At 61.7% G+C, this 12,171-nt stretch carries 13 protein-coding genes; 7 read left to right on the forward strand and 6 right to left on the reverse strand.

Features of this window, described 5'->3' with window-relative positions; all coding sequences use genetic code 11:
* The 3 genes from PverR02_RS07520 to PverR02_RS07530 are packed head-to-tail and all read right to left on the reverse strand — an operon-like array spanning position 1 to position 2,843.
* Positions 1–459 carry a tripartite tricarboxylate transporter TctB family protein gene (locus PverR02_RS07520; RefSeq protein WP_046384376.1) on the reverse strand — a complete coding sequence of 153 codons (459 nt, stop codon included), beginning with the start codon at positions 457–459 and terminating at the stop codon, positions 1–3.
* Positions 460–519: 60 nt separating this feature from the next.
* Positions 520–1,509 carry a Bug family tripartite tricarboxylate transporter substrate binding protein gene (locus PverR02_RS07525; protein WP_164887021.1) on the reverse strand — a complete coding sequence of 330 codons (990 nt, stop codon included), beginning with the start codon at positions 1,507–1,509 and terminating at the stop codon, positions 520–522.
* A 41-nt stretch (positions 1,510–1,550) separates the two neighbouring features.
* Positions 1,551–2,843 carry an OprD family porin gene (locus PverR02_RS07530; RefSeq protein ID WP_046384374.1) on the reverse strand — a complete coding sequence of 431 codons (1,293 nt, stop codon included), beginning with the start codon at positions 2,841–2,843 and terminating at the stop codon, positions 1,551–1,553.
* Between the two features lie 234 nt (positions 2,844–3,077).
* Between PverR02_RS07530 and PverR02_RS07535 the strand changes: the two genes are divergently transcribed.
* Together PverR02_RS07535 and PverR02_RS07540 are read left to right on the forward strand one after the other, a co-directional pair.
* Positions 3,078–3,749: a response regulator gene (locus PverR02_RS07535; protein ID WP_017844905.1), complete on the forward strand. Its 672-nt coding sequence runs from the start codon at positions 3,078–3,080 to the stop codon at positions 3,747–3,749.
* The gene (locus PverR02_RS07540) at positions 3,742–5,127 is read left to right on the forward strand and encodes a sensor histidine kinase (RefSeq protein ID WP_017844906.1); all 1,386 of its coding nucleotides are present in this window, start codon (positions 3,742–3,744) and stop codon (positions 5,125–5,127) included. Before PverR02_RS07535 ends, PverR02_RS07540 begins: the two co-directional genes overlap by 8 nt.
* Here the strand turns inward: PverR02_RS07540 and PverR02_RS07545 are convergent, their stop codons facing one another.
* Both PverR02_RS07545 and ygfZ read right to left on the reverse strand, forming a co-directional pair.
* A complete protein-coding gene (locus tag PverR02_RS07545; protein WP_017844907.1) occupies positions 5,128–5,949 on the reverse strand; it encodes an HDOD domain-containing protein in 822 nt (273 codons plus the stop codon).
* A gap of 36 nt (positions 5,950–5,985) precedes the next feature.
* Positions 5,986–6,927 carry a CAF17-like 4Fe-4S cluster assembly/insertion protein YgfZ gene (gene ygfZ, locus PverR02_RS07550; protein ID WP_079443041.1) on the reverse strand — a complete coding sequence of 314 codons (942 nt, stop codon included), beginning with the start codon at positions 6,925–6,927 and terminating at the stop codon, positions 5,986–5,988.
* Positions 6,928–7,066: 139 nt separating this feature from the next.
* Between ygfZ and PverR02_RS07555 the strand changes: the two genes are divergently transcribed.
* Positions 7,067–7,321 (forward strand): FAD assembly factor SdhE, encoded by a 255-nt coding sequence (locus PverR02_RS07555; RefSeq protein WP_057004969.1) that lies wholly within the window; start codon positions 7,067–7,069, stop codon positions 7,319–7,321.
* Positions 7,305–7,754 carry a protein YgfX gene (locus PverR02_RS07560; RefSeq protein ID WP_017844909.1) on the forward strand — a complete coding sequence of 150 codons (450 nt, stop codon included), beginning with the start codon at positions 7,305–7,307 and terminating at the stop codon, positions 7,752–7,754. The genes PverR02_RS07555 and PverR02_RS07560 overlap by 17 nt, the downstream gene beginning before the upstream one ends.
* Here the strand turns inward: PverR02_RS07560 and nadB are convergent.
* Positions 7,723–9,339 carry an L-aspartate oxidase gene (nadB, locus tag PverR02_RS07565; protein ID WP_017844910.1) on the reverse strand — a complete coding sequence of 539 codons (1,617 nt, stop codon included), beginning with the start codon at positions 9,337–9,339 and terminating at the stop codon, positions 7,723–7,725. The two genes, PverR02_RS07560 and nadB, sit on opposite strands and share 32 nt — an antisense overlap.
* Positions 9,340–9,801: 462 nt before the next feature.
* Between nadB and rpoE the strand changes: the two genes are divergently transcribed.
* The 3 genes from rpoE to PverR02_RS07580 are packed head-to-tail and all read left to right on the forward strand — an operon-like array spanning position 9,802 to position 11,982.
* Complete coding sequence (gene rpoE / locus PverR02_RS07570) at positions 9,802–10,383, forward strand: RNA polymerase sigma factor RpoE (RefSeq protein ID WP_003172477.1); 582 nt, start codon at positions 9,802–9,804, stop codon at positions 10,381–10,383.
* A 32-nt stretch (positions 10,384–10,415) separates the two neighbouring features.
* On the forward strand, positions 10,416–11,003 hold the full coding sequence (locus PverR02_RS07575; protein ID WP_046384370.1) for a sigma-E factor negative regulatory protein: 588 nt from the start codon (positions 10,416–10,418) through the stop codon (positions 11,001–11,003).
* 16 nt (positions 11,004–11,019) lie between these two features.
* Positions 11,020–11,982: a MucB/RseB C-terminal domain-containing protein gene (locus PverR02_RS07580; protein WP_046384369.1), complete on the forward strand. Its 963-nt coding sequence runs from the start codon at positions 11,020–11,022 to the stop codon at positions 11,980–11,982.
* Positions 11,983–12,171 lie beyond the last annotated feature (189 nt).

Genomic DNA, 12,171 nt, shown 5'->3' on the forward strand with positions numbered 1-12,171 from the left:
TCAGTTCTCCAGAACGTCGAGCAGGCCGAGGGGCAGCGGAACATCCATGGCTTTATCGAACAGCAGATAAAGGCCGACGCTCATCAAGGTGATGATCACCGCACCGGGCAACCAGCGGCCGCCATACAGCCGTGCCATCGGAATGCCGATCAACATGCTGCTGAGAATGAAACCGAGGGATTCGAAGGTGGCGGCAAACACGATCAATAGCGCCACGCAGATGCCGATCTTGATCAGGGTGGCGCGGTCCAGCGCGGGTTCTTCCTCAGTGTGTTTGGTCGGCTGCGGGCGAAACAGCATGTAGATCAGCGCCAGGCTCATCAGCCCGAGCATCAGCAGCGGGTAGGCCCGAGGCCCCACGGGTTCGTAGGAAAACGACGCCTGGTAGGGCCAGGCCATCAAGGCCAGGCCCGCGCAGGCCAGCAGCAGCGCGGCGGCGAATATGCGTTGTAAGAGCATGTTGAACTCCTGGGCCACGCCCCTGGTTCAGCAGGGCGTGGCCGCGCGACAGAGGGGCGATTACTGGATCAGGCCGAACTCTTTGGCCAGCACTTTGTAGTCCGCTACCTGCTTCTTCACGTAGGTGTCCAGCTCCGGGCCGGTCATGGCGAACGGGAACAGCTCGCGCTGGTCACGCAGCTTGGCGAAGTCTTCGGAGGCCAGCAGTTTGTCGAAGGCGTCTTTCCACCAGGCGTAGTCGGCATCGCTGACTTTTGGCCCAAGGTAGAAACCGCGCACCACTGGCCAGACGATGTCGTAGCCTTGCTCTCTGGCGGTCGGAATATCCTTCATTTCCGGCTCGTCCAGGCGCGCTTCGGAGAACACCGCGAGCAAGCGCATGTCTCCACTCTGGATATGGGGCATGGAATCGGAGATGTCGGTACTGCCCACCTGGATGTGGTTGCCCATCAGCGCGGTGACAATTTCACCGCCACCTTCCAGCGCCACATAGCGCAGGTCGCGCGGGTTGATCCCGGCGGCCTTGGCGATCAGCGCGGTTTGCATCCAGTCCTGGCTACCCACGGTGCCGCCGGAACCGATGACCACTTTGCTCGGATCTTTCTTCAGCGCCTGCACCAGGTCGTCGAGATTTTTGTAAGGCGAATCGCTTTTCACCGCGATGGCGCCGTAGCTGGTGCCGACCGCTGCCAGCCAACGCACGGCGCTTTCATCGAAGCGCCCGAACTTGCCCTGGGCCAGGTTCAGCAGCGAACCGCTGGACCAGGCCACCAGGGTGCCGCCGTCTGCAGGGCGCTGTGCGACCACGGCGTTGTAGGCCACTGCGCCCACGCCACCAGGCATGTAGGTCACGCGCATCGGCTTGCTCAGCAGCTTCTGGTTGACCAGCGCGCTTTGCGCCAGTTTGCAGGTCAGGTCAAAACCACCGCCAGGGGAGGCCGGGGCGATGCATTCCGGGCGCTTGGGTTCGTCGGCGGCCAGCAGTTGGCCGGCGAACAGCATGCAGCCGGCGGCGAGGGCGAATTTACGCAATGAAAGGGTCATGGTTATCTCCATCGTTGTTGTTATGAGTGGCTATTACCAGGCACTGCTTACCAGAGCGCGACGCTGTAACTGACCAGCAGGCGTACTTCATCCGCATCACGGGCTGAATAGTTGGAACGATACGTCGCATTGCGCAGGCGCACGGCGACATCCTTGAACGTGCCGCTTTGCACCACGTACTTGATCTCGCTGTTGCGTTCCCACTCCTTGCCGGTCTCGCCGTTCTTGAGCTTGATATGGTCACCCGACAGGTAACGGCTCATGAAACTCAGGCCGGGAATCCCCAGCTTGGCGAAGTCATAGTCGTAGCGTGCCTGCCAGGAGCGTTCCTCAGCGCCGGCAAAGTCGTTGATCTGCACGAAGTTGACCAGGTACGGGTCGCTGCCATCCACATACGGAAACGCGCTGTCGCCGGACATGTGCTGGTAGCCGGCGCTGAGCTTATGGCCATTGAGGGCATAGCTGAACAGGCCGTTGAGGGAGGTGTTGTCGATCTTGCCGCCGCGGGCGGCGCCGGTGTCGTCGCTGATCGCCAGGCGCAGATCGGTGGCGAAGGTGCCGGGGCCCATCGGGCGCGCCGCCACCAGGCCGAGGAAGTGCTGGCGGTACACGTCGTCGAGTTGGGCGAAGTGATAGCTGCCGGTGATCTTGTCGGCGAACTTGTAGTCCACGCCGCCGAAATTGAAGTGCTTGCCGGTGGCGCCGCTGAGGAAACGGCTGTTCTTGTTGTTGAGGGCGATGTCCTCGTAGTTGGTGTCGTCGCGGTCCTTGGCCTTGTCGAGACGGCCACCGGTGAACACCAGGTTCTTGAACTCTTTCGAGGTGATCAGGCCGCCGTTGAAGGTTTGCGGCAGGATGCGGCCGTCGTTGGGCTTGAGGATCGGCAGTTCGGGGATCAGCGCGCCGACTTTCAGCTCGGTGGCGGAGATCTTCACTTTGCCGGTCAGGCCCAGCTTGGAATACTCGTTGGCGGCGCGGCCATCGTCGTGGGTGGGCAGCAGGCCGGTGCCGGTGCGGTCGGGGCTGGAGTCGAGCTTGACGCCGAGCATGCCCAGCGCATCCACGCCAAAGCCGACGGTGCCATCGGTGTAGCCCGATTGCAGGTTGAGCATGAAGCCCTGGGCCCATTCGTCGCGCTTGGATTGCTGGGCGCTGGTGCCGTCGCGAAAGTCGCGGTTGAAGTACATGTTGCGGGTTTCCAGGGTCGCGCTGCTGTCTTCGAAGAAGGCGGCTTGGGCAAGCGGCGAAAAGCCGGCAAGGGTGGCGGCGCTGGCAAGGGCGGTTTGGGTCAGGCGGGAAAAACGCACAGGCGTGCAAGCCTGGGGCTGTGTCGACAGCATCGTTGAGTACTCCGTTATTGTTCTTATTTGACGAAAACGCTTCGAGGCGTTTTTCGGGCGCTACGGATCAGGCAGCTCGGCGGGCACGGCCTACCGTGGCTGGATGCTAAAGGGTGAAGCTTTCACTAACCTTTCAGTTGCCTTTCAATGTTTTCGGGCTTCACAGCCCAGGCGGCGCCTGTAAACTGCCTCGCAGAGCGTGGCGCCGACCACCCCCGAATGAGGTAGAAATCCATGCGTGTCCTCCTGGTTGAAGACCATTTGCAACTGGCCGAAAGTGTCGCCCAGGCGCTCAAGAGCACGGGTCTGACCGTCGATGTGCTGCACGACGGAGTGGCCGCGGACCTGGCCTTGGGCAGTGAGGAATACGCCGCGGCGATCCTCGATGTGGGCTTGCCGCGCATGGACGGTTTCGAGGTGTTGGCGCGCTTGCGGGCGCGTGGGAAAAATCTGCCGGTGCTGATGCTGACGGCGCGCAGTGATGTGAAAGACCGTGTGCATGGCCTGAACCTGGGCGCTGACGATTACCTGGCCAAGCCGTTCGAGCTGACGGAACTGGAGGCGCGGGTCAAGGCGCTGTTGCGGCGCAGCGTGCTCGGCGGCGAGCGCCAGCAGGCGTGCGGCGTGCTGGTCTACGACCTCGATACCCGCCGCTTCACGGTCGGCGGCGAGCTGCTGACCCTCACGTCCCGCGAGCAAGCTGTGCTTGAAGCGCTGATCGCGCGCCCGGGCCGGGTGATGAGCAAGGAGCAACTGGCCGCCCAGGTGTTCGGCCTCGACGAAGAGGCCAGCCCGGATGCGATCGAAATCTACATACACCGCCTGCGCAAGAAACTCGACGGCCAGCCCATCGCCATCGTCACCTTCCGTGGCCTCGGCTACCTGCTGGAAGCGCGCGATGCATAAGCCCAGCAGTCTGCGCTGGCGGCTGCTGTGGAACCTCGCGCTGTTGCTGGTGCTGTTGATGGTCGCCAGCGGCATGAGCGCCTACTGGAACGGCCGCGAAGCCGCCGACACCGCCTATGACCGCACCTTGCTGGCCTCGGCACGCACGATTGCCGCCGGCCTGACCGAGGTCGACGGCAGCTTGAGCGCGAATGTGCCGTATGTGGCCCTGGACACCTTTGCCTACGACAGCGCCGGGCGGATTTATTACCAGGTCAATGACATCGACCAGAAGCTGATTTCCGGTTACGAAAACCTCCCCGGCCCGCCGCCTGGCACGCCGCGCACCGATGATTACCCGGCATTGGCACGGTTTTACAACGCTACGTACCAGGGCCAGGCCGTGCGCGTGGTGAGCCTGCTCAAGGCGGTTTCCGAACCGAACATGAACGGCATGGCGGAAATCCGCGTGGCCGAGACCGATGAAGCCCGCGTCAGCATGGCCCGCAGCCTGATGGCCGACACCTTGCTGCGCCTGGGCATGCTCGCCATCGGCGCGCTATTGCTGGTGTGGTTTGCCGTGAGCGCGGCGTTGCGCCCGCTGGAGCGCTTGCGCACGGCGGTGGAAGAGCGCCAGCCCGACGATCTGCGGCCGTTGCCGCTGGTCGAGGTGCAGCTCGAGTTCGGCCCGCTGGTGCGTTCCATCAACCATTTCACCGAACGCCTGCGGGGCCAGTTCGAGCGCCAGGCACAGTTTATCGCCGATGCGGCCCACGAACTGCGCACGCCGCTGGCCGCGCTCAAGGCGCGCCTGGAACTCGGCCTGCGCGCCGAAGACCCGGCCACCTGGCGCAGCACCCTGGAAACCGCCGCGCAAGGCACCGACCGCCTGACCCATCTGGCCAATCAATTGTTGTCCTTGGCGCGCATCGAAAACGGCGCACGGGCGATTGCCGAAGGCGGGGCACAATTGCTCGACCTCAGCCAACTGGCCCGCGAACTGGGCATGGCCATGGCGCCGTTGGCCCATGCGCGTGGGGTCGCGCTGGCGCTGGAGGCCGACGAGCCGGTGTGGCTGCGCGGCGAACCGACGCTGCTCAACGAGCTGTTGAGTAACCTGGTGGATAACGCCCTGGCGCATACGCCGCCTGGCGGCAATGTGATCCTGCGCGTGACGGCACCGGCGGTGCTGGAAGTGGAAGATGATGGCCCGGGCATCCCGCTGGACGAGCGCGACCGCGTGTTCGAACGCTTCTATCGCCGCAGTCAGCAGGGCCTGGGCTCCGGTCTGGGCCTGGCGATTGTCGGCGAAATCTGTCGCGCGCATCTGGCCCAGATCAGTCTGCATGATGGTGAACCGACGGGCTTGAAAGTGCGCGTCAGTTTTGTCGCCGGTTGATCAGTAGAACATCGACCGCGCTTCATCCAGTTCCGCACGCACGCTGTCGCTGTAAAGGTCCAGGCGCAGTTTCTTGACTGCCGGCAGGTTGGTGATCGGTACATCCGCCAGCGGATGCGCGGTGCCGCGATGGCAATACAGCACGGCGACTTGCACCAGGTCGATATAGTCGAGGCTGGCGGAGTCGCGTTCCAGGTCCAGGTATTGGCCCGGCAGCTTCACCAGCATCTCCGGGAAATCCCAGCCACGCAGGAGTTTGTCGCCGAGCATTGGGTGGCTTTTCTCGATCATGTGGTTGAGGCTGACCGGGTCAGAGAGCAACTCGTAATGGTCTTCGGCGTAGGTCAGGATCGGCAGCACACCGATCTGGTGCACCAGGCCTCCGAGCGCTGCCTGGTCCGGCTTGAGCTGGCTGTGGCTGCGGCACAGCGCGTAGCTGACGCCCGCCACTTCCAGGCTGCGGCGCCAGACGTCGCGCATTTTCTGTTCGATCACTTCGGAACGGGCGTGGAAGATCTGCTCCATCACCAGGCCGATCGCCAGGTTGCTGCTGTAGTTGGTGCCCAGCCGGGTGATGGCGGTGTGCAGGTCGGTGACTTCCTGCGTCGCCCGCAACAGCGGGCTGTTGACCACTTTGATCAAGCGCGCCGACAGCGCGGTGTCGCGACCGATCACTTTGCTCAAGTGGCTGATGCCGATTTCCGGGTCTTCGGCGGCCTGACGAATGCTCAGGGCCACTTCCGGTAATGTCGGCAGAACCAGGTCATCGTTGTCGATGGCCGCAATCAAAGCCTGTTGGACTTTTTCCGCCAGCTCGTTCATTCATGCTCTCTAAGGTGTTGCAAAGGGGTGCGACGATCAGTGCTGGATCTCTCGATCACGATCCAATTGGTAGGGCAGGTCAAGTAGTTGCAAACCGGGACCTTCGAGGGTGCCTAAATGCACATCACCACTCTCGGCTGCTTCGGCTTGCAGAACCGCCAGAAGTTCCACCATTTGGTCAGCTTTTGCCGCGATCACCACTTCGCCGATCGCGCTGTTGTGGCTGGGAGAAAACAGCGGCGTGCCGGGCTCGGGCAATTCAGCGGCATTCAGGCTCAGGCGGTACAGGCGACGCTTGAGTTTGCCCAGGTATTGCATGCGCGCGACGATTTCCTGGCCGGTGTAGCAGCCTTTCTTGAAACTGACGCCGCCCACGGCCTGCAGGTTGAGCATCTGCGGGATAAACAGCTCGCGGGTCTGCGGCATGACCTGGCCGATACCGGCGCGCACCTGGCCCAGCAGCCAGTCATTTAAGTCAGCCGTTTGCAACTGCGCGGCCAATTGGCTGCGCACAGCTTCGGCTTGCTCGGCGGGCGCCCAGAGTTCGACGCGACCAGGGGATACGCGGATGGCGATCAATTGTTCGCTGCGGACGACGCTGTCGGTCGCGGCCGGCAGTTCCAGGCCCAGGCTCGCCAGGGCCTGATCCGCGTTCGCCAGGCCGAAACGTGCCCAGGCGGCGCTTTCGTCGGTGAGTTTGGATTTGGAGAACACCGCGTATTTCTTCAGGTCGGCCAGTTGCGGTTCCAGCAGCTCGGTGGCCATGGCCAAGAGCACGCCATCACCTTGCAGCAGGATGCGAAAGCTCGACTGCATGCGCCCTTTTTGCGTGCAGCGCGCGCCGAGGCTGGCCTGGGTGTCGCTCAGGTAGTTGAGGTTGCAGGTGAGTTGGCCCTGCAGGAACTTGGCAGCGTCGGCGCCGCGGACGGCGAGAACGCCTTCGTGGGTCAGTGGGCAGAAGAAAGCAGAGTCGGCCATGGGTCATCGCAGGTCAAAAAGTCTAGGTGCATCATAGAGGGGCGCCCGACAAATGGATAGTTTCTGTAGGGGGCGACCAAAGCCGACTGTTCCGCTGCCTTGGGGCCTGTATACTTGCAATCTATTTGAGGAGCGTTCCATGGTCGAAGATGTAGAACTCAATCGCCTCTACTGGCACAGCCGTCGCGGCATGCTTGAGCTGGACGTGTTGCTGGTGCCATTCGTCAGAGAGGTTTACTCGACCCTTAACGAGGTGGATCGCAAGTGTTACGTGCGCCTGCTGGAATGCGAAGACCAGGACATGTTCGGCTGGTTCATGGAACGCGCTGAATCGGAAGACCCGGAGCTGCAGCGCATGGTTCGGATGATCCTGGATCGTGTCCAGCCCAAGTAATCCCGCCTTCGAATGCCGCTGGCAGGCCTCGCGGCTGTTGCTGGCGGCCTATCTCCTGGCCCAGTCGTCCGCACTGGGTGCGCTGCTGCTTGTCGATTTGCCTTATTCAAGCCTTGGCCTGTTGCTGTGCCTGGCTCACGCCGCCTGGGTTATCCCGCGCCATATCCGGCTGACTCACCGTTCGTCGATTCGCGGCCTGCGCCGTGACGAAAGCGGGTGGCAGTTGTGGAGCGAAGCGCGCGGCTGGCACCGCGTGCAACTGCGTCCCGACAGCCTGGCGTTGCCGTTGATCGTGGTGCTGCGCTATCGGGTGCAGGGCGAATGGGCGGTGCGGTCGATCTGTGTGCCCAAGGATTCGCAGGCCGCCGATGTACACCGGCGCCTGCGGGTTCGCCTGAAGTTCAGTCGGCGTAGGTGGTTGGCACCAGAATAGTATCGCGGGCCTCGGGCAGCATCTGCGGGTAGTCGAGGGTGTAATGCAGGCCCCGGCTTTCCTTGCGCTCCATGGCCGAGCGGATCATCAGCTCCGCCACTTGGGCCAGGTTGCGCAATTCGATCAGGTCGCGGCTGACTTTGTAGTTGCTGTAGAACTCGTCGATCTCATCCAGCAACAGTCGCACGCGGTGTTGTGCGCGTTGCAGGCGTTTGTTGGTCCGCACGATCCCTACGTAGTCCCACATGAAGCGTCGCAGTTCGTCCCAGTTGTGGGCGATGATCACGTCTTCGTCCGAATCGGTCACCTGGCTCGCGTCCCAGCGGGGCAGGGCGGCCGGGACGGGGATCTGCGGCAGTTGTTCAAGGATGTCCGCCGCCGCCGAACGCGCATAGACGAAACATTCGAGCAGCGAGTTGCTGGCCATGCGGTTGGCGCCGTGCAGGCCGGTGAAGCTGGTTTCGCCGATCGCGTACAGGCCGGGCACGTCGGTGCGCCCGTGTTGGTCGACCATCACGCCGCCGCAGGTGTAGTGCGCGGCCGGCACCACCGGGATCGGGCCTTTGGTGATGTCGATATTGAAGGCCAGGCAGCGCTCGTAGACCGTCGGGAAGTGAGTCTTGATAAACGCTTCGGGCTTGTGGCTGATGTCCAGGTAGACGCAGTCGATGCCCAGGCGCTTCATTTCATGGTCGATGGCGCGGGCGACGATATCGCGCGGGGCCAGTTCGGCGCGCGGGTCGAAGCGTTGCATGAAGCGCTCGCCATTCGGCAGTTTCAGGTGCGCGCCTTCGCCGCGCAGGGCTTCGGTGATCAGGAAGCTCTTGGCCAGCGGGTGATACAGGCAGGTGGGGTGGAACTGGTTGAATTCCAGGTTGGCCACCCGGCAGCCCGAGCGCCAGGCCATGGCGATGCCGTCGCCACAGGCACCGTCGGGGTTGCTGGTATAGAGGTAGACCTTGGCCGCGCCGCCCGAGGCGAGAATGGTGAAGCGCGCGCCGTAGGTGTCGACTTCGCCGCTGTTGCGGTTGAGTACATAGGCGCCGAGGCAGCGCTCGCCCGACAGGCCCAGGCGTTTCTCGGTGATCAGGTCGACGGCCACCCGTTGCTCAAGCAGTTCGATGTTCGGGCGTTGGCGGGCTTGTTCGAGCAGGGTCCTGAAGATCGCGGCCCCGGTGGCGTCGGCGGCGTGGATGATGCGGCGATGGCTGTGCCCGCCTTCGCGGGTCAGGTGGAACTCGAAGCCGCCGTCATCGCTGCCGGCGTGATCGTCACGGGTAAACGGCACGCCCTGGTCGATCAGCCATTGAATGGCTTCGCGGCTATGTTCGACGGTAAAGCGCACCGCATCTTCGTGGCACAGGCCGCCGCCGGCGTTGAGGGTGTCTTCGACGTGGGACTGCACCGTGTCGGTGTCGTCCAGCACGGCGGCAACACCGCCCTGGGCCCAGAATGTCGAGCCATTGGCCAGGTCGCCTTTGCTCAGCACCGCAATGCGCAGGTGGCTGGGGAGGGTCAGCGCAAGGCTCAGGCCGGCTGCGCCGCTGCCGATCACCAGGACATCGTGTTGAAACTGTTGGCTCATTTGAAGGATTCCGCAAAAAGCGATCCACAGGGGCTGGCGCAAACAGGACGCCTGGATCGGCGAATCAAAGGGTCACACGGGCTACTAGTATATAGAGGGGGGGAGCGGCACAATAGCCGCGCATTCGTGGCAATGTGAAATTACGGTGCACGGCCAAGGTAAATGGACCGGTTATTGAAGTGGGAACTTTTTGCATAAGCCCCGACTCAATAGCAGGTTGCCCGAAAGCTGGGAAAACGTTGAGTTTATTGGCCCGTCGGGAGCATTGGACGCGTCAGGAAACCGGCGACAAGATTATTCGCGCAGCCGGCATTGCCCGCGCTGCGTTTTTCGTGTGTGCCAAATCAGTGCATGCCGGAAACTTGCTTGGAGGGGAGAACTTTTGCGGAAAGTCCGAGTCTATGTTTGCAAGCCTGATCGTTCAGTTATGCAAGCCTCCTTCAAGTACAACGAGGAGTGTTCATGCTAACCCAGGAAGAGGATCAGCAGCTGGTCGAGCGCGTTCAACGCGGCGACAAGCGAGCTTTTGATCTGCTAGTGCTGAAATACCAGCACAAAATTCTCGGGTTGATCGTGCGGTTTGTGCACGACACCCATGAAGCGCAGGACGTTGCACAGGAAGCCTTTATCAAGGCATACCGTGCGCTGGGCAATTTCCGCGGTGACAGCGCGTTTTACACGTGGCTCTACCGCATCGCCATCAACACGGCGAAGAACTATCTGGTGTCTCGCGGACGCCGCCCACCAGATAGTGATGTCAGTTCGGAAGATGCAGAATTTTACGATGGTGATCACGGCCTCAAAGATCTCGAGTCGCCGGAGCGTGCATTGCTGCGCGACGAGATCGAAGGCACCGTTCATCGCACTATTCAGCAACTGCCAGAAGATTTACGGACGGCGTTAACTTTACGTGAATTCGATGGTCTGAGTTATGAAGACATTGCGAGCGTCATGCAGTGTCCGGTGGGGACTGTAAGGTCACGGATTTTCCGGGCCCGGGAAGCCATCGATAAAGCCTTGCAACCGTTGTTGCAGGAAAACTAAAGACAGCGGCGACAGCCAAGAGAGGAACCGCCATGAGTCGTGATGCCCTGCAGGAATCGCTGTCCGCAGTGATGGATAACGAAGCGGATGAACTGGAACTTCGTCGGGTGCTCAATGCATTCGGTGATGCCGAAACCCGTGATACCTGGTCTCGTTACCAAGTCGCTCGGGCGGTGATGCACAAGGATCTTCTAATCCCTCGTCTGGATATTGCTGCGGCCGTTTCTGCTGCACTGGCTGATGAAGCCGTTCCGGCAAAAGCTGCGCGGGGGCCATGGCGTAGCCTGGGTCGCCTGGCAGTGGCCGCTTCGGTGACTGTTGCCGTTCTGGCTGGTGTTCGCCTGTACAACCAGGACGAAATCGCCGGTGCCGAACTGGCCCAGCAGACTCAGCAACCGATCATGGCTGGCCCGCAAGTCAAGGGCCCCGCCGTACTGGCAGGCTACAAGGAAAGCTCCGACACTACCGGCCCGATGGCGAACGGTGTGCTTCAAGGGCAATCCGGCTGGCAGGATCAGCGTCTTCCAGGCTACCTGCGCCAACACGCACAGGAATCGGCCTTGAAAGGCACTGAAAGCGCTCTGCCTTATGCTCGCGCGGCAAGCCTGGAAAACCGTTGAACCGTTGAGGAGCACTATGCGCGCCATACCGCTCCTTACGCTTTTGCTCAGTGGTTGGTTTGCACTCCCCGCCCACGCCGATGATGCCCAAGACTGGTTGACTCGACTTGGGCGTGCTGAGCAACAGCAAAGCTTCCAAGGTACGTTTGTCTACGAGCGTAACGGCAACTTTTCTACCCACGACATCTGGCATCGTGTCCAGGACGGTCAGGTTCGCGAGCGGCTTTTGCAGCTCGACGGTTCGGCTCAGGAAGTCGTGCGGGTAGACGGTCGGACGCAATGCGTCAGCGGCACTCTTGTCGCCGGCCTCGGCAATTCGCGTGATGCCCCTTCACGTGCGCTTGATCCGCAAAAAATCGCGCAATTCTATGAACTGGCCGTCATCGGCAAATCTCGCGTGGCCGGTCGAAATGCGGTGATTGTGTCGATCACCCCGCGTGACCAATACCGCTATGGTTTTGAGTTGCACCTGGACCGCGAAACCGCGTTGCCCCTTAAATCCCTGCTGGTGAACGATCAGGGGCAGTTGCTGGAGCGTTTCCAGTTCACGCGATTGAACACCTCGGTCACGCCGGATGATCGCGACTTGCAACCCACTGGCGATTGCACGCCTATTGCAGTGGCCACGGCTAAAGCGCCCGAGGTGCAACCTGCCCAGGACTGGCATCTGGAATGGTTGCCGCCGGGTTTCCAGTTGACCAGCAGCAATGCGCGCAAAGACACCCAGACCAAAGCGACGGTCGACAGTCGGATGTATGAAGATGGGCTGGCGCGGTTTTCGGTATTTCTTGAGCCGATCGGCGAATCCGGCGTTACCGAAACCCGTACCCAGTTGGGCCCGACGGTGGCGGTGTCGCGTCGGCTGAATACGGTGGATGGCGAAATGATGGTCACGGTAGTGGGCGAAATCCCCATGGGCACCGCCGAGCGCATCGCGCTGTCGGTGCGCGGTGAAAAAAAACCAGCCGCCAAGCCGTGAATCGTTAATCTTATGTTCATCCTGGCCTTTCACCCTACGTCCATGCGAGGTTGGCTGCCGAGCGTCATGAAATGTCCGGTCCAGCATTTTCACTTGCAAAAATCTCTCATATTTTTTATAGGTCAGGGCTTGTCGGCGCTGACCATGTTTTGTTCGCGGAACGGAGATGTCGGTCACAGTTTCCGGCGT

It is taken from the genome of Pseudomonas veronii, assembly GCF_002028325.1.
Classification (GTDB): domain Bacteria; phylum Pseudomonadota; class Gammaproteobacteria; order Pseudomonadales; family Pseudomonadaceae; genus Aquipseudomonas; species Aquipseudomonas veronii.